Origin of the sequence: Streptomyces sp. NPDC006335 (genome assembly GCF_040612795.1) — a bacterium.
Classification (GTDB): Bacteria; Actinomycetota; Actinomycetes; order Streptomycetales; family Streptomycetaceae; genus Streptomyces.
Map to the genome: position 1 here is coordinate 595506 of NZ_JBEXQX010000003.1, position 16683 is coordinate 612188.

At 71.8% G+C, this 16683-nt stretch carries 19 protein-coding genes; 17 read left to right on the forward strand and 2 right to left on the reverse strand.

Annotated elements, in window-relative coordinates; genetic code table 11:
- Nucleotides 1–37 precede the first annotated feature (37 nt).
- On the forward strand, nt 38–937 hold the full coding sequence (locus ABZ098_RS13380; RefSeq protein WP_356590330.1) for an arginase family protein: 900 nt from the start codon (nt 38–40) through the stop codon (nt 935–937).
- A 40-nt stretch (nt 938–977) separates the two neighbouring features.
- A complete protein-coding gene (locus ABZ098_RS13385; protein WP_356590332.1) occupies nt 978–2906 on the forward strand; it encodes a DUF5107 domain-containing protein in 1929 nt (642 codons plus the stop codon).
- A 10-nt stretch (nt 2907–2916) separates the two neighbouring features.
- Here ABZ098_RS13385 and ABZ098_RS13390 read toward each other — a convergent pair whose 3' ends face one another.
- Complete coding sequence (locus ABZ098_RS13390; protein WP_020119141.1) at nt 2917–3267, reverse strand: VOC family protein; 351 nt, start codon at nt 3265–3267, stop codon at nt 2917–2919.
- 124 nt (nt 3268–3391) lie between these two features.
- On the opposite strand from ABZ098_RS13390, the gene ABZ098_RS13395 reads away from it, so the two are divergent.
- The gene (locus ABZ098_RS13395; protein ID WP_356590334.1) at nt 3392–3892 is read left to right on the forward strand and encodes a phage holin family protein; all 501 of its coding nucleotides are present in this window, start codon (nt 3392–3394) and stop codon (nt 3890–3892) included.
- Nucleotides 3893–3925: 33 nt separating this feature from the next.
- Entirely contained in the window at nt 3926–4942 is a 1017-nt protein-coding gene (locus tag ABZ098_RS13400) for an SDR family oxidoreductase (RefSeq protein ID WP_356590336.1), read from the forward strand.
- A gap of 572 nt (nt 4943–5514) precedes the next feature.
- Here ABZ098_RS13400 and ABZ098_RS13405 read toward each other — a convergent pair.
- A complete protein-coding gene (locus ABZ098_RS13405; RefSeq protein WP_356590338.1) occupies nt 5515–6474 on the reverse strand; it encodes an LLM class F420-dependent oxidoreductase in 960 nt (319 codons plus the stop codon).
- A 140-nt stretch (nt 6475–6614) separates the two neighbouring features.
- On the opposite strand from ABZ098_RS13405, the gene ABZ098_RS13410 reads away from it, so the two are divergent.
- The 13 genes from ABZ098_RS13410 to ABZ098_RS13470 are packed head-to-tail and all read left to right on the forward strand — an operon-like array spanning nt 6615 to nt 16677.
- Nucleotides 6615–8492, forward strand: a complete 1878-nt coding sequence (locus ABZ098_RS13410) for an FAD-dependent oxidoreductase (protein ID WP_356590340.1) — start codon at nt 6615–6617, stop codon at nt 8490–8492.
- On the forward strand, nt 8489–10336 hold the full coding sequence (locus ABZ098_RS13415) for a transketolase (protein WP_356590342.1): 1848 nt from the start codon (nt 8489–8491) through the stop codon (nt 10334–10336). Before ABZ098_RS13410 ends, ABZ098_RS13415 begins: the two co-directional genes overlap by 4 nt.
- Nucleotides 10333–11265 (forward strand): non-homologous end-joining DNA ligase, encoded by a 933-nt coding sequence (gene ligD / locus ABZ098_RS13420; RefSeq protein WP_356590344.1) that lies wholly within the window; start codon nt 10333–10335, stop codon nt 11263–11265. The genes ABZ098_RS13415 and ligD overlap by 4 nt, the downstream gene beginning before the upstream one ends.
- 44 nt (nt 11266–11309) lie before the next feature.
- Nucleotides 11310–11678, forward strand: a complete 369-nt coding sequence (locus ABZ098_RS13425; protein WP_356590346.1) for a gas vesicle protein — start codon at nt 11310–11312, stop codon at nt 11676–11678.
- 58 nt (nt 11679–11736) lie between these two features.
- Complete coding sequence (locus ABZ098_RS13430; protein WP_356590348.1) at nt 11737–12165, forward strand: gas vesicle structural protein GvpA; 429 nt, start codon at nt 11737–11739, stop codon at nt 12163–12165.
- The gene (locus ABZ098_RS13435; RefSeq protein WP_356590350.1) at nt 12162–12932 is read left to right on the forward strand and encodes a GvpL/GvpF family gas vesicle protein; all 771 of its coding nucleotides are present in this window, start codon (nt 12162–12164) and stop codon (nt 12930–12932) included. The genes ABZ098_RS13430 and ABZ098_RS13435 overlap by 4 nt, the downstream gene beginning before the upstream one ends.
- A 7-nt stretch (nt 12933–12939) precedes the next feature.
- A complete protein-coding gene (locus tag ABZ098_RS13440; protein ID WP_356590352.1) occupies nt 12940–13203 on the forward strand; it encodes a gas vesicle protein GvpG in 264 nt (87 codons plus the stop codon).
- Nucleotides 13200–13958 carry a DNA primase gene (locus ABZ098_RS13445; protein WP_356590354.1) on the forward strand — a complete coding sequence of 253 codons (759 nt, stop codon included), beginning with the start codon at nt 13200–13202 and terminating at the stop codon, nt 13956–13958. The genes ABZ098_RS13440 and ABZ098_RS13445 overlap by 4 nt, the downstream gene beginning before the upstream one ends.
- A complete protein-coding gene (locus ABZ098_RS13450; RefSeq protein WP_356590356.1) occupies nt 13958–15109 on the forward strand; it encodes an SRPBCC family protein in 1152 nt (383 codons plus the stop codon). Before ABZ098_RS13445 ends, ABZ098_RS13450 begins: the two co-directional genes overlap by 1 nt.
- The gene (locus tag ABZ098_RS13455; protein ID WP_356022240.1) at nt 15106–15444 is read left to right on the forward strand and encodes a gas vesicle protein; all 339 of its coding nucleotides are present in this window, start codon (nt 15106–15108) and stop codon (nt 15442–15444) included. The genes ABZ098_RS13450 and ABZ098_RS13455 overlap by 4 nt, the downstream gene beginning before the upstream one ends.
- Nucleotides 15441–16211, forward strand: coding sequence for a GvpL/GvpF family gas vesicle protein (locus tag ABZ098_RS13460; RefSeq protein ID WP_356590358.1), 771 nt, complete (start codon nt 15441–15443; stop codon nt 16209–16211). Before ABZ098_RS13455 ends, ABZ098_RS13460 begins: the two co-directional genes overlap by 4 nt.
- Nucleotides 16208–16396, forward strand: a complete 189-nt coding sequence (locus ABZ098_RS13465) for a gas vesicle protein (RefSeq protein WP_037706474.1) — start codon at nt 16208–16210, stop codon at nt 16394–16396. Before ABZ098_RS13460 ends, ABZ098_RS13465 begins: the two co-directional genes overlap by 4 nt.
- A complete protein-coding gene (locus ABZ098_RS13470) occupies nt 16393–16677 on the forward strand; it encodes a gas vesicle protein K (protein WP_356590360.1) in 285 nt (94 codons plus the stop codon). The genes ABZ098_RS13465 and ABZ098_RS13470 overlap by 4 nt, the downstream gene beginning before the upstream one ends.
- The last annotated feature ends 6 nt before the right edge of the window (nt 16678–16683 follow it).

The following is a 16683-nucleotide window of genomic DNA, read 5'->3' on the forward strand; positions in this document are numbered from 1 at the left end:
GTGGACGGTCGACTGTACGTCGGCGAGGATGATCCGCATGCGGAATATCGTCGTGCTGGACGCCCCCTCCAACCTCGGCCTGCGCCCGCCCGCCCCCGGCACCGTGCCCGGCTGCTACAAGCTGGCCGGTGCCCTGCGCGAGCAGCGGATCGTGCAGAGGCTGCACGCCCTGGAGGGCGGGGTGGTGGTGCCGCCGCGCTACGACCGCGGGGACTGGCAGGAGGGCGACGGCGTCTTCAACGCGGCCGCGATCGCCTCCTACACCGTCAGGCTGGCCGACCGGATCGAGCACCATGTGCGCGCCGGGGACTTCCCCGTCGTCCTCGGCGGCGACTGCTCCATCCAGCTCGGCGCCTCCCTCGCCCTGCGCCGCGTCGGGCGCTACGGGCTGGCCGCGATCGACGCGTCGCCGGACTTCCGGCACCCCGGCAACTCCGACCGGATCGGCGCGGCGGGCGGCGAGGAGGTCGCACTGGCCACCGGGCGCGGACAGGAGGACCTGACGGACCTGGAGGGGCTGAAGCCCTATCTGCGGGACGAGGACGTGCGGTACTTCGGGATCCGGGACGCGTTCGAGGAGGACCGGGCCGAACTCGCCGCCCTGAAGATCCCGGTCGTGACCGTCGGCGACATCCGGGAGTGGGGCGCGGACGCCCTCGCCCGGGCCACCGCCCAGGCCTTCGAGATCCCCGAGATCGACGGTTTCTGGGTGCACCTGGACGCCGACGTCCTCGACCCGTCCGTCATGCCCGCCGTCGACGCCCCCGACCCCGACGGGCTCCTGTCCGACGAACTCCTCGCGCTGCTGCGGCCGTTGCTCGCCTCCCCCTCCTGCGCCGGCCTCAACATCACCATCTACGACCCCGATCTGGACCCCGAGGGCACGGCGGGCGCGCTGCTCACCGACATCGTCGTGGACGCCTTTGCGCAATCCTGACCGGCAGCTCCCCTGGCCGACTCACCGCCGAGCGGTTTCCATGGTGATCGTGACGACGATCCGGCGAGACGTACTCACCCTGCCCGCCGCACCGCTGGGCCCCGACAACCCGCTGCCCCCGCTGCGGCTCCCGCACGAGGTTCATCGCGTGGACGTACAGGACCGGGACGACCTGCCCCGGGACATGGCCCGGCAGGCCGGTTACGGGCAGCTCGGGAGCCTGCTGCCGGTCCGGGTCCGGGACGGCTACGGCAGAGAGCGCGCGCCCCGCCGGTTCGAGACGCTCGTGATCGAGAACGACCGGCTCCGGGTCACTGTCCTCCCCGGTCTCGGCGGCCGGGTCGCCTCCCTGTTCCACAAGCCGACCGGGCGTGAACTCCTGTACCGCAACCCGGTGTTCCAGCCCGCGAACTTCGCCCTGAACGGCGCCTGGTTCTCCGGCGGCATCGAGTGGAACATCGGCGCCACCGGCCACACCACCCTGTCCTGCGCACCCCTGCACGCGGCCCGCGTGCCCGCCCCGGACGGCGGGGAGATGCTCCGCCTGTGGGAGTGGGAGCGACTGCGCGACCTGCCCTTCCAGGTGGACCTGTGGCTGCCGGACGGGTCGGACTTCCTGTACGCCGGGGTACGGATCCGCAATCCGCACCAGCGGCCGGTGCCGGGCTACTGGTGGTCGAACACCGCCGTGCCCGAGGGGCGCAGGGTGCTCGCGCCGGCGGAGGAGGCCTGGCAGTTCGGCCACGAGCGCCGGCTGCGCCGGGTGCCCGTACCGCCGGACCCCCTGGACAGCCCGCACGCCACCGACTACTTCTACGACCTGCCCGACACGCGGCGCCGCTGGATCGCCGCCCTCGACCCCGATGACGGTCACGGCCTCGTGCAGGCGTCCACCGACCTCCTGCGCGGACGGAAGCTGTTCGTCTGGGGCACCGGCAGCGGCGGCCGACGCTGGCAGGACTGGCTCACCGAACCCGGCACCGGCGGCTACTGCGAGATCCAGGCCGGGCTCGCCCGCACCCAGCTGGAGCACGTCCGGCTGGACGCCGAGAGCGAGGTGGCGTGGCTGGAGGCGTACGGGCCGCTGGCGGCGACACCGGTGATGGCCGAGGCGGAGGCCCGACTGGAGGCCGTACTGCCGCGTGCCGCCGTCGACGAGGCCTACGCCGCCTGGAAGCCGTACGCCGACACCGAACCCGGCGAGATCCTGGCCACCGGGTCGGGCTGGGGCGCCCTGGAAGTGCTGCGCGCCGACTGGAAGCTGCCCGGCACCCCCTTCGCGGAGAGCACCCTCGGCGAGGCGCAGGCCCCCTGGCTGGAGCTGCTGCGGGCCGGGTCCCTCCCCGAACCGCGCCGGGTACGGCCGCCCGGCGAGACACTGGTCGCCCCGCACTGGCGGGACATGCTGGAGACCGCGCCCGCCACCCCGCTCACCGAGTACCACCTGGGGGTGGCCCAGTGGCACGCCGGTGACCGGGCGCAGGCGGTGCGCAGTTGGGAGCGGGGACTCGAACTGGCCCCCTCCCGCTGGCCGTTGCTGCGCTGCCTCGCCGTCGCCGACCAGGTCACCGGCAACCGCGAGCGGGCCGCCGACCGGTACGCCGACGCCTTCGACGACCTGTGCCACGAGCGGCGCGACGACGGCGAGACCTGGACGGCGGCCACCGCGGCGCTCGCCCGCGAGACGCTGGAGGCGCTGCTCGCGGCGGGGCGTACGGCCGAGGCGCGTGCCGTGTGGGAGCGGCTGTACCCGGCGATCCGGGCCCGCGGGCGGTTCCGGCTGATCGAGGCCGCCCTGCTGCTCGCCGAGGAACGGCCCGAGGCGGCCCGGGCCGTCTTCGAGGAGGGCTTCGAGGTCGCCGACCTGCGGGAGGGCACCGAGGCGATCGGCGACCTGTGGAGCAGGATCAGTTCCCCCGGCGAGCCGCTTTTGCCGCGCTACGACTTCCGGATGCGGCCGCGGACGTGAGCCGGACTTTCTAGGTGACGTTGCGGTCCACGTACTCGTACACCACTCCGTCCGGGTGCATCGCGATCAGGTTGCGGCCCACCGGGGTGGGCACCGGGCCCGCGATGACACGGGCGCCCAGCTCGCTGAGGAGCTGGTGGGCCTCGTCGACGTCCTTCACCGCGATGGTCGCCGCGACCTTGCGCAGCACCTCCAGCTCGGCCTCGGGGCCGCTCATCAGCAGGAAGCAGCCCACCGCGGCCACCTGGACGCCGCCGCGCTCGAAACGGAGGGCCGTGGCGCCCGCCAGCCGTTCGTAGAAGACGACCGCGGCCTCCAGATCGTCGACACAGACACGCAGCGTGGTTCCCAGAATGTCCATGCGGACGAGCCTAATTGCGGCGGCCCGGCCGCGGAGATCGTTTCACGCGATCCTCCCGACCCGGCCGCCGGCAGCGCACACGGGCCCGGCGTTACGCGCACGCCCGTACGGGTACCCGGCGGCCATGGAGCGCTTGGATCACCTGGAGCATCTGGACAGGCATCTCGTCGACGAGCTGGCGCAGGTGGCGCGCGAGACCGTACGGGACGAGCTGCGCGAGCAGACGCGCAAGCAGCGCCGTACGGCCATGCTGTACGCCGCGTCCGGCGCCGTCGCGCTGTACGCGGGAGCGGCCCTGGCACTGGCCGTGGGCCTCGCCCTCGCCCTCGGGCTGCCCGACTGGGCCGCCGCGCTGATCACCGCCGTGATCCTCGGGGCCGTGGCCTACGCACTGCGCGGTGCGGCCAGGCCCTCCGCGTCCCGGCCGACGGCCGCGCGGGACGCGGAGGCGGCGGCCGTGCCGGACCGGGCTGCCGGGGGAGCGGCGCCGGTCGCCGGGCCGCCGGGCGGGCTCGGGACGCCGGTCCCGCCCATGCCGCCGGTCGCCCCCGAGACGCCCGCGAAGCCGGGCGCGGCGCCGCGGCAGGACGACATCGACCCCGAGCAGCCGCACCACCGGGCGTGACGCCTGGTGCGCGGCACAGGGAAGGAAACGCGCGTGAAGCACGGCAAGGTCGTCGTGGTGACCGGGGCCAGCGGCGGCGTGGGACGGGCCACGGCCCGGGCCTTCGCCGAACGCGGGGCCCGCGTCGCCCTGCTGGCCCGGGGGCGCGAGGGTCTCGCGGCCGCCGCCGACGATGTGCAGCGGGCGGGCGGTGAGGCGCTCGTCGTGAGCGTCGACATGTCCGACGCCAAGGCGGTCGACGACGCGGCCCAGCAGGTCGTGGACGCCTTCGGACACATCGACGTCTGGGTCAACAACGCCTTCACCGGGGTCTTCGCCCCGTTCACGGAGATCACCCCGGACGAGTTCCGGCGGGTGACCGAAGTGACGTACCTGGGCTATGTGTTCGGCACCCGGGCCGCCCTTCACCACATGCTGCCGCGGGACCGCGGCACGATCGTGCAGGTGGGATCCGCGCTGGCCTACCGGGGCATTCCCCTGCAGTCCGCGTACTGCGGGGCCAAGCACGCCATCCAGGGCTTCAACGAGTCCCTGCGGTGCGAGCTGCTCCACTCGGGTACCGGTGTCCGTACGACGATGGTGCAGATGCCGGGCCTCAACACCCCTCAGTTCGACTGGGTGTTGAACCGGATGCCCGGGAGGGCCCGTCCGGTGGCGCCGGTGTACCAGCCGGAGGTCGCCGCCCGTGCGGTCGTGCACGCGGCCTTCCACGCGCGGCGGCGGGAGTACTGGGTCGGCGGGTCCACGGCGGCCACCCTCATCGCCAACGCGATCGCGCCCGGGGTGCTGGACCGCTACCTCGCCCGCACCAACATCGAGGCACAGCAGGAAGAGGGCGAGCACGGTGGTCCCGGGAACCTGTGGGCTCCCCTGGACGGCCCGCACGGACGGGACTTCGGGGCGCACGGCCGGTTCGACGAGGAGGCCGTGTCCAAGAGCCCGCAGGACTGGGTCTCCCGCAACCGCGCCCGCATGGGCATGGGGCTCGTGGCCGCCGCGGCCGGTGGGCTGGGCATCGCGGTGACCTCCGGTCTGCGACGCCGGGGTTGAGCACTGGGGGTACCGCGGTTCAAGCCACTCGGTACTCCTCCACCTCCTCCGTCCGCAGCGTCAGGCCGTGGCCCACGCCCGCCACCGGGCGGACCGTGCCGGCCGCCGGGCCACGGGGCCTCGTGCGCGCGAACGCGCAGCCCGTCAGGCCGTTCGAGGACACCGTTCCTCGAACCGGCCGACGCAGTGCTCCACCAGGGTGTTGCCGACCCGGGTCACCTGCTTGCCGTTCGCGTCGACCTACAACTCCGCGTCGGGACCGATGACTTCACGCGCCGTACGGACCCGGGAGAGGTCGCCGACAGGTCGCCGGGATCGCGCCGTGCAGCGCCGGCCGGAATGTCCAGCGCACCGGCGCACCGCGGCCCTCGACCTGCGGCCCGAGGCGCTCGGTGAGGGAAGTCACCGACCGCCGCCGGGCCGCAGGTCCCACCCCGTGCCGGTCTCCTCGCCGGTCGTCATCTCGGCGGTCACCATGGTCGTGGATGTCCCGGGCGAACGTGCCGGCGGCCTCGGGGGCGTCGGTCGGCGCCGTTCCCCACCGAGACGACCGGGTGGTGGAGTTTCGTCGATCACCCCTGCTGGAGCTGGGGCAGTACCTTCGTGCGGTAGAAGTCGAAGAAGGCGCGCTGGTCGGGGCCGATCTGGTTGACGTAGACCCGGTCGAAGCCCGCGTCGGCGAAGGCGCTCAGCGCGGAGACGTGCTCGTCGACGTCGTCCCCGCACACCGCCTTCTCGCTCACCATCTCGTCGGTGACCAGCGGTCCGAGCTGTTCGAAGTGGCGCGGCGAGGGCAGGATCTGGGCCATCTCACCGGGCAGGAACTGGTTGAACCACAGCTTGCGGACCGTACGGACGCACTCGTCGCGGTCGGTGCCGTAGCAGACCTTCGTGCCGCCGATGACCGGCTTCCCGGCTCCGCCGCCCTTGCGGAACTGCTCCACCATCGACTCGTCGGGCGTCATCGTGATGAAGCCGTCGCCGACCCGGGACGCGAGCGCCGTGGCCGCCGGGCCGAAGCCGGAGATGTCGATCGGGACCGGCTCGTCGGGGATCGTGTACAGGCGGGCGTTCTCCACCGTGTAGTGCGTGCCGTGGTGGTTGACCTCCTCGCCCGTGAAGAGCCGGCGCATCACCTGGATGGACTCCTCCAGCATCTCCAGACGGATGTGCGCGGGCGGCCAGACATGGCCGAGCACGTGCTCGTTGAGGGCCTCGCCGGAGCCGACGCCGAGGCGGAAGCGGCCGTTGGTCATCACGGCCGAGGTCGCCGCGGCCTGCGCCACCACCGCCGGGTGGATCCGCACGGTCGGACAGGTCACCGCCGTCTCGATCGGCAGGGACACCGCCTCCGAGAGCGCGCCGATCACCGACCACACGAAGGGGCTCTGGCCCTGTGCGTCGTTCCACGGGTGGTAGTGGTCGGAGATCCACAGCGAGCTGAAGCCCGCCTGCTCGGCCATCCGCGCCTGCTCCACGAGGTCCGCGGGACCGAACTCCTCGCACGACAGAAAGTAGCCGTATTCGGGCATGGGGGGTACCTCCGGCGGTTCCGTGATGAGAGGGGCCTCGTCCGAGTACCCGGCGGCCCGTACGGAAACCGGCGTTTGGGGGCTCCGGCCAGGGGGACGCGGAAGGCTCCCGAGGTACGCGACAGCCCCGGAGGCGAACCGTGAGTCGACCCCGCATCGTGATCGTCGGTGCCGGCTTCGCCGGGTACCGGACGGCCAAGGAACTGTCCCGAAAAGCCCGCGGCAAGGCCGACATCACCCTGCTCAACCCGACCGACTACTTCCTGTATCTGCCCCTGCTGCCCCAGGTCGCCGCCGGCATCCTGGAACCCCGGCGGGTGACCGTCTCCCTCTCCGACACCCTCCCGCAGGTGCGGCTGGTCCTCGGCGAGGCCGACGGCATCGACCTGGACGCCCGCACCGTCCACTACACCGACCCCGAGGGCACCGACGGCACACTCGGCTACGACCGGCTGGTGCTGGCCGCCGGAAGCGTCAACAAACTGCTGCCCATCCCCGGCGTCGCCGAGCACGCGCACGGCTTCCGGGGCCTGCCCGAGGCGCTGTACCTGCGCGACCACGTGACCCGGCAGGTGGAACTCGCCGCGGCCGCCGACGACCCGGAGACCTGCGCCGCCCGGTGCACCTTCGTCGTGGTCGGCGCCGGCTACACGGGCACCGAGGTCGCCGCGCACGGGCAGCTCTTCACCGACGCACAGGTGCGCAAGCACCCGCTGCGGGAGGGCATGCGGCCACGCTGGATCCTCCTCGACGTGGCCGAACGGGTCCTGCCCGAACTCGACCCGCATCTGTCCCGCACCGCCGACCGCACGCTCAGGGAACGCGGCGTGGAGGTGCGGATGGGCACCTCCGTGAAGGAGGCCACGCCGGACGGGGTGCTGCTGACCGACGGCGAGTTCGTCCCGACGCGGTCGCTGGTGTGGTGCGTGGGCGTACGGCCCGATCCGCTCGCCGAGTCGCTCGGACTGCCCATGGAACGCGGCCGGCTGCTCGTCGACCCGAACCTCCAAGTACCGGGCCGCCCCGAGGTGTTCGCGTGCGGCGACGCGGCCGCCGTGCCCGATCTGGACAACCCCGGGCAGTACACGCCGATGACGGCTCAGCACGCCTGGCGACAGGGTCGTACGGCGGCCCTCAACGTCGCCGCCTCGCTGGGGGCCGGTGTGCGCCGCCCCTACGAGCACCGGGACCTGGGCTTCGTCGTGGACCTCGGCGGTGCGAAGGCCGCGGCCAACCCGCTGGGCGTCCCGCTGTCCGGCCTCGCGGCCGGTGCCGTCACCCGCGGCTACCACCTCGCCGCGATGCCGGGCAACCGCGTCCGGGTCGCCGCCGACTGGCTCCTGGACGCCGTACTCCCGCGCCAGGCCGTCCAGTTGGGCCTCGTACGGTCCTGGTCGGTACCGCTGGACACCGCCTCGCCGGAACTGGCCCGGGTCCCGGGACGACCCCGGGAACGCCGTGAGGCCGACGCACGCTCCGGGCCCGGCGCCGCCACGGAGCCGGAAACGAGGCCGGGGCGGCGGCCGACCGAGCGGCCGGCCCCGGGAGAGCCCGCGGCCGCACCGGCCGACGCGGTGGAGCCGCCCGACGCGCGGGAGCCGACAGCCGAGGCTGATCCGACCTTCGTGGCGAGCGCGGGCGAGGCGGTGATCGCGGAGGCGAAGGCGCGCGAGGCGGCCGAGCAGGAGTCTGCCGATCGGCAGGGGCCCGAGTCGCGGACGCCCGAACGGCAGGCGCCCGACCCGGGACTGCCCGAGCGCCGGACGCGTGAACGACAGGCCGCCGAGCAGGAGTTGCCCGAGCGGCAGACACCCGAGCAGGGGAAGAACCGGCGGCCCGACGGTGAACCGGCGAACAACCAACCGGCTCCCGAGCCCGCCAGGAACCAACCCGCCCCCGAGCCCGCCAAGAACCAACCCGGCGGTGAACCCGCCAGGAACCAACCCGGCGGTGAGCCGGGCCAAGCCCCCGGCCCCGTCCAGCCCACTCACGCGGACCCCGCGGAAGGAGACTCATGAACACCGGTGAACTCGTCGAACTCGCCCAGCAGTTGCGCGTGGACAGTGTGCGCGCCTCGGCCGCCGCGGGCTCCGGGCACCCGACCTCCTCGATGTCCGCCGCCGACCTGATGGCCGTACTCCTCGCGAACCACTTCCGCTACGACTTCGACCGCCCCGCGCACCCCGGCAACGACCGCTTCGTGCTGTCCAAGGGACATGCCTCGCCGCTGCTGTACGCCGCGTACAAGGCGGCCGGTGTCGTCGACGACGAGGAGCTGCTGACCTTCCGCAAGCTCGACAGCCGCCTCGAAGGACACCCGACCCCGCGCAAGCTGCCCTGGGTGGAGACGGCGACCGGATCGCTCGGCCAGGGGCTGCCGGTGGGCGTCGGCATCGCGCTGTCCGGGAAGCGGCTGGACCGCACCGGCTACCGCGTGTGGGTGCTGTGCGGCGACAGCGAGCTCGCCGAGGGCTCGATCTGGGAGGCCGCCGAGCACGCCGGCCACGAGCACCTCGACAACCTCACCGCGATCGTGGACGTCAACCGGCTCGGCCAGCGCGGCCCCACCCGGCACGGCCACGACCTGGACGCCTACGCCCGCCGCTTCCAGGCCTTCGGCTGGCACACCGTCGAGATCGACGGGCACGACGTGGACGCCATCGACCGCGCCTACGGCGAGGCCGAGTCCACCAAGGGCCAGCCCACCGCGATCCTCGCCCGCACCCTCAAGGGCAAGGGCGTCGCCGACATCGAGGACCGCGAGGGACTGCACGGCAAGCCCCTCAAGAACGCCGACGACGCCATCGAGGAGCTCGGTGGCGTGCGCGACCTCCGTGTCCAGGTGCACGAGCCGCCGGCCGCGCGCATCTTGCACGCCGTCCGCGCCGGGCACCTCGAACTGCCCCGCTGGGACACCGGCGACGAAGTGGCCACCCGCGACGCCTACGGCCAGGCCCTCGCCGCCCTCGGCACCGGACGCGGGGACGTCGTCGCCCTGGACGGCGAGGTCGGCGACTCCACCCGTACCGAGTTCTTCGCCAAGGAGCACGCCGACCGCTACTTCGAGTGCTACATCGCCGAGCAGCAGATGGTCGCGGCCGCCGTGGGACTCGCCGCACGCGGCTGGGTGCCGTACGCCGGGACCTTCGCGGCCTTCCTCACCCGCGCCTACGACTTCGTACGCATGGCCTCCATCAGCGGGGCCGGCATCAACCTCGTCGGCTCGCACGCGGGAGTGGCCATCGGGCAGGACGGGCCCAGCCAGATGGGCCTGGAGGACCTGGCGATGATGCGGGCCATCCACGGCTCGACCGTGCTGTACCCGTGCGACGCCAACCAGACCGCCCGCCTGGTCGCCGAGATGGCCGGCCTGGAGGGCATCCGCTATCTGCGCACGGGCCGCGGCGAGAGCCCGGTGATCTACGGCGCCGACGAGGAGTTCCCGATCGGCGGCAGCAAGGTGCTGCGCTTCTCCCAGAGCGACCGCATGACGATCGTCGCCGCGGGCGTCACCGTGCACGAGGCCCTCAAGGCAGCCGAGGCGCTGGACCAGGAGGGCATCCGCGTCAGGGTCGTCGACCTGTACTCGGTCAAGCCCGTCGACCGGGACACCCTGCGCCAGGCCGCCGAGGACACCGGCTGCCTGCTGACCGTGGAGGACCACCGCGAGGAGGGCGGCCTCGGCGACGCCGTCCTCGACGCCTTCACCGACGGCCGGCCCGTGCCGCGCCTGGTGCGCCTCGCCGTCCGCACGATGCCGGGCTCGGCCTCGCCGGAGGAGTCGCTCCACGCCGCCGGCATCGACGCCGAGTCGATCGCGGCGGCCGGACGGCTCCTCGTGGAGCAGGCGATCGTGCCGTGACCAGGGACGACGTACGGACCGTCCGCGCGGGGAAGCACACCGTCGAGGTGCACCGGCCCGACAAGGTGCTCTTCCCCGGCGGCGACGGCGTCAAGGAGTACACCAAGGGCGATCTCGTCGACTACTACCGTGCCGTCGCGCCCTTCATGCTGCCGCACCTGCGCGGCCGTCCGCTCATGCTGGAACGGCATCCGGACGGTGTCACCGGCCCGCGGTTCATGCAGAAGAACACCCCGGACTCCTACCCGGAGTGGATCAGCCGGGTCGAGGTGGGCAAGGAGGGCGGCACCGTCTGCCACACCGTGTGTGACGACACCGCCACCCTCCTGTACCTCGCCGACCAGGCCTCGCTCACCCTGCACCGCTGGCTGTCCAGGGTCGGGAGCGTCGAGCGGCCCGACCGGATGGTCTTCGACCTCGACCCGGCCGGCGACGACGACTTCGCCCTCGTGCGCGAGGCGGCCTGGCTGCTCGGGGAACTGCTCGACGAGCTGCACCTGCCCTCGGCGCTGATGACCACCGGCTCGCGCGGGCTGCATGTGATCGTGCCCCTCAACGGCCGGCACGACTTCGACGAAGTGCGCGAGTTCGCCAAGGACGTCGCCGACACCCTGGTGGCGGGCCACCCCGACCGGCTCACCACCGCCGCCCGCAAGAAGGACCGCGGCGACCGTCTCTACCTCGACATACAGCGCAACGGCTACGCGCAGACCGCCGTCGCCCCCTTCACCGTCCGTGCGAAACCCGGGGCTCCCGTGGCCACCCCGATCGCCTGGACCCAGCTCGACGATCCGGGCCTGGACGCCCGCCGCTGGACCGTCGCCGACGCGGTCGAACAGGCCCGCACCAATCCCTGGGCCGGGGTCATGGCCAAGGGGCGCGCCCTGGGTCCCGCCCGCCGCAGGTTGAACGCCTTGATGCCCTCTTGAAGGTTTGGCGAAGGAACGAGCGGCCACCCGAGGTGAGAGGTGCCATGTCGAACACAAAAAACTCATCGGAATCACCGAATTCACGGAACTCCCGCAAAGGGACAGACGAGGACACGGAAGAGAACGTGACGGAGAACCGGCGGCCGAAGCCCATGGAGGTGCTGCGCAACGCGCGCACCCAGCTCGCCGAGCTGACCGGCATGGACGCCGAGAACGTGTCGTCGTTCGAACAGACGGAGGACGGCTGGTCGCTCGAGATCGAGGTTCTCGAGCTGTCCCGCGTGCCCGACACGATGAGCCTCATGGCGAGCTACCAGGTCGAGCTCGACCCGGAAGGCCAGCTCACCGGCTATCGGCGCGTTCGCCGTTACGAACGCGGGCGCTCGGACGCACAGAGGCAGGGCGGCCGCTAGACCGCTCCGCCGTACAGACATCCCTTCACCAGCACACAGAAAAGGAGGCGCGGTCGACATGACCGTTGTCCCGGCACAACAGGGCGGTGGCGGAGGCGGCTCCAGTGGCCTCTACGACGTTCTGGAACTGGTCCTCGACAGGGGTCTCGTCATCGACGCGTTCGTACGGGTCTCCCTGGTCGGCATCGAAATCCTGAAGATCGACGTACGGGTCGTGGTGGCCAGCGTCGACACGTATCTGCGCTTCGCCGAAGCGTGCAACCGGCTGGACCTGGAATCCGGCCCGAACAAGAGCCCCGGTCTGCCCGACGTCGTCGGCGGGATCACCGAGTCGGGGGCGCGCGGCAAGTCCAAGGGCGCGCTGTCCGGCGCGGCGGAGACCATCTCCGACGCCTTCAAGCAGGCACGCGAGGGCGACGGCCAGGGCGAGTCCCGGCCGCGTGCCCGTAAGTCCACGGCTTCGCGCAGGAAGGAGGAACAGGAGTGAGCACGTACGTGTACGGCATCACCGCCGCTTCACACCCGACGCTGCCCGAGGACCTGACAGGGGTCGGCGACCCCGCCCTTCCGGTGCGGGTGCTGAAGGCGGGCGAGCTGGCGGCCATCGTCAGCGACGCCCCCGAAGGACTGCGTCCCAAGCGCCGTGACCTCCTCGCCCACCAGAACGTGCTGAGCGAGGCGGGCGCGGACGGCTGCATCCTGCCCATGCGGTTCGGCAGCGTCGCCCCCGACGACGACACCGTCACCGGGGTGCTCGCGGAACGCTCCGAGCACTACCAGGAGCGCCTGCGGACCCTCGACGGCAAGGTCGAGTACAACGTCAAGGCCACGCACGACGAAGAGGCCGTGCTGCACCGCGTGATGTCGGACAACCCCGAGGTCAGGGCCATGGCCGAGGCCAACCGGCAGGCGGGCGGCGGCAGTTACGACGATCGCCTCAGGCTCGGCGAGATGGTGGTGGCCGCGGTCAAGGCCCGCGAGGCCGAGGACGCCGGCGAGGTGCAGCGCGCCCTGGAGCCCGTGGCCGAAGCGATCAGCGTGGGCCCCGAGTCCTCGGGCTGGCTGGCCAACGTGTCCTTCCTCGTGGGGCGCGACTCGGCCGCGTCCTTCCTGGACGCCGTGGACGAGCTGCGCAAGGCCCATCCGCACCTGGACCTGCGGGTCAACGGCCCGCTGCCGCCGTACAGCTTCGTCGACCCGGGGCCCGGCGAACCCGCGGGCACCACGGTCGGCATCGACCACGCGGAGGAGTGAGGCGGCCGTGGGTCTCATAGGAGAGGTGCTGCTGCTGCCGTTCGCCCCGGTACGCGGCAGCGCCTGGGCGATCAAGCAGGTGCTGCGCGAAGCCGAGCGCCTCTACTACGACCCGGCGGCGGTCCGGGCCGAACTCGCCCGGCTCGAGGAGCGGCTCGAGGCGGGCGAGATCGACGAGGAGGAATTCGACCGACAGGAGGACGAACTCCTCGAACGACTGGAGATCGGCCTGCGCGGCGGCGCGGGGACTGGCGACGGGACGACACGATGAACCGAACAGGACTGGGCCTCGCCGTAGGGGCCGGATATCTCCTAGGGCGGACGAAGAAGCTGAAAATGGCGTTCGCCGTCGGCACGCTCGTGGCCGGCAAGCGGATGCACCTCAGCCCGAAGGCGCTGGCCGATCTGGTCTCGCAGCAACTGCTGAAGAACCCGCAGTTCAAGGAGATAGGCGACACGCTCCGCGAGGACCTGCGAGGCGTCGGCAAGGCGGCCTCCGGGGCCATGGTGGAGCGGCAGATCGACGCGATCGCCGACCGGCTGCACGGACGCACCGCCCAGGTCCGTGACCAGCTCTCGGGCGTGGCGCCGGAGGTGCCGGGCCTCTCCGACGACGAGGAGTCCGAGGGGGACGAGGAGTCCGAGGAAGAGGAGACTGGGAACCCGGAGGCCGAGGCCGACGAGGAGCCCTCGGACGAGGACGACACCGAGGCTGACGCCGAGGACGACGACGCCGAGGACGCCGAGGACGACGAGGACGACGAGGAGGACGGGGCTCCGGCGGCGAAGAAGACCGCCAAGAAGGCCCCGGCCAAGAAGGCGCCGGCCAAGAAGACGGCCGCGAAGAAGGAGCCGGGCCGCAAGCCGCCGGCGAAGAAGACGGCGCAGGGCCAGGGCGGCTCGGCCGGCAAGAAGACCCCGGCCAAGAAGACCTCGGCGAAGAAGACGGCCGCCAAGAAGACGACCGCGGCCAGGGGGGCCGGCCGGAGCACCCGGACCCGACTGCCGAAGGGAGGCGGTGAGTGATGACCGAGACACTCGGATCCGCCCGCGACGCCGGCGACAAGGCGAAGAACAACCCGCTCACCGACGTGGCCCACAGCGAGGCGGCCGACCGGCTCAAGGCCGAGCTGCAGGAGTACGTCGCCGCACAGGCCCAGCGCATGCTGGTCGGCGTCGGCCGCAAGCTGGGCGAGACCACCGGCAAGCTGAACGACATCGCCGAGGGCAACAGCCCCGGCTTCGCCAAGCTCGCCCTCGACGGCGGCCGCAAGCTCGCCGAGGGCAAGGGGCCGCTGCGCAGCGCGCTGGAGCTCGGAGCGGGCAAGGCCAAGGACAGCGTGGTCGGGGCCTTCAAGAACCTCGGCGGCGGCAAGGGCAAGCGCAAGCGCGGGTCCGGTCAGAAGCCCACGGTGATCATCGAGTTCATCGACGTCGGCGTCGATCTGCGCACGGCCTACGACCAGTGGACGCAGTACCAGGACTTCTCCACCTTCGCGAAGGGCGTCAAGAGCGCGAACCGCGCCGACGACACCCACAGCGACTGGCAGATGAAGATCTTCTGGTCCAACCGCAACTGGAAGGCCACCACCACCGAGCAGATCCCCGACGACCGGATCCAGTGGACGTCGGAGGGTGCCAAGGGCACGAGCAAGGGCGTCGTCTCCTTCCACAAGCTCGCCGACAACCTCACCCGCGTCCTGCTGGTGATCGAGTACTACCCCCAGGGCCTGTTCGAGAAGACCGGCAACATCTGGCGCGCCCAGGGCCGCCGGGCCCGGCTGGACCTCAAGAACTTCGCCCGCTTCATCACCCTCAAGGGTGAGGCGGAGGACGGCTGGCGCGGCGAGATCCAGGACGGCGAGGTCGTCAAGAGCCACGAGGACGCGGTGGCGGAGGAGGAAGAGGCGGAGGGCACCGAGGACGCCGAGGACTCCGAGGACTCCGAGGACACCGAGGAAGAAGAGGAAGAGCAGGAAGGCCCGTACGCCGAGGACGAGACCGAGGACGAGGGCGAGCCCGAGGACGAGTACGAGGAGTACGACGAGGAGGAGCCGGAGGACGAGGCTCCCGCAGACGAGGTACCCGAGGACGAGGAAGAGATGTCCGAGGAAGAGGTGCCTGAGGAAGAGGAAGAAGAGGAAGACGAGTACGCCGAGGGTGGGAGCCGACGATGAGCATGCCCAGCCGGCTCCCGGATCCCTACGGTCAGGGCAGCGGAGCCAACCTGGCCGACATCCTGGAGCGTGTGCTGGACAAAGGCATCGTCATCGCGGGAGACATCCGCATCAACCTGCTCGACATCGAGCTGCTCACCATCAAGCTGCGGCTCATCGTCGCCTCGGTCGACAAGGCCAAGGAGATGGGGATCGACTGGTGGGAGGACGACCCGGCGTTGTCCTCCCGCGCCCGCCGGGACGAACTCGCCCGGGAGAACAACGAGTTGCGTGAGCGGCTCGCGCGCCTGGAGGAGCTGGAGCCCAGCCGCCGTGCCGAGGAGGAGAGTTCATGACCGGACTGCGGTACGTGTACGCCGTCTGCCGCCCCTTCGGCACCCCGTTGCAGGCCCAACTGGCCGGGGTCGCCGGTGATCCGCCCAGACTGCTGCACCACCACGGCCTGGTGGCCGTCGTCAGCCATGTGCCGGAGCGGGACTTCGCCGAAGAACCGCTCCGCAGGCATCTGGAGGATCTGGAATGGCTGACGGGAACGGTGCGCGCGCACCAGAGCGTGATCGACGCGCTCACCGTCGTCACCACCCCGCTGCCGCTCCGGCTCGGCACCGTGTTCCGTGACGACAGCGGCGTCCGGGTGATGATCGAGGAACGCGAGGAAGGCTTCCGCCGCACCCTCGACCGGCTCCAGGACCGGGTGGAGTGGGGCGTCAAGGTGTACGCCGAGACGGCGGCCCAGGACCGGGCGGAGGCCGCGGAGTCACCGGCCAAGCCGAGCTCGGGCCGGGATTATCTGCGCCAGCGCCGCCAGCGGGTGCGCTCGCACGAGGAGCTGTGGCAGCAGGCGGAGGCCTTCGCGACCCGGCTGCACGAGACGCTTTCCGGATACGCCGAGGACGCACGGCTGCACGCACCGCAGAACCCCGCGCTTTCCGGGGCCTCAGGACAGAACATTCTGAATGCCGCTTATCTCGTGCCGCGCGCCGACTCCGAGGAATTCGTGGAAATGGTGGACCGCACCAAGGACGACATCCCGGGAATGCGGGTGGAACTCACCGGACCCTGGGCGGCTTATTCCTTCGCGGGGGAGGAACAACAGCCGTGACCGTCATCGAACGCCGCGAGGTGGCCCTCGTCGACCTCCTCGACCGGCTGCTGGCCGGCGGGGTCGTCATCACGGGGGACATCACCCTGCGCATCGCGGACGTCGACCTCGTCCGCATCGACCTGAACGCGCTGATCAGCTCGGTCAACGCACAAGTTCCCTCACCGTTCGAGGAGTTGTTGTGACGTCCCGACGCAACCGGCTCGACCTGGAGCCCGACACGGTCGAGCGAGACCTGGTCAAGCTCGTCCTGACCGTCGTGGAGCTGCTGCGCCAGCTCATGGAGCGCCAGGCGCTGCGCCGGTTCGACGAGGGCGACCTGAGCGAGGAGCAGGAGGAGCGGATCGGGCTCACGCTCATGCTCCTCGACGAGCGCATGACCGAACTGCGGGAGCGGTACGGACTGCGGCCCGAGGACCTGAACCTGGACCTCGGGCCGCTCGGACCGCTGCTTCCCCGGGAGTGATTCCGG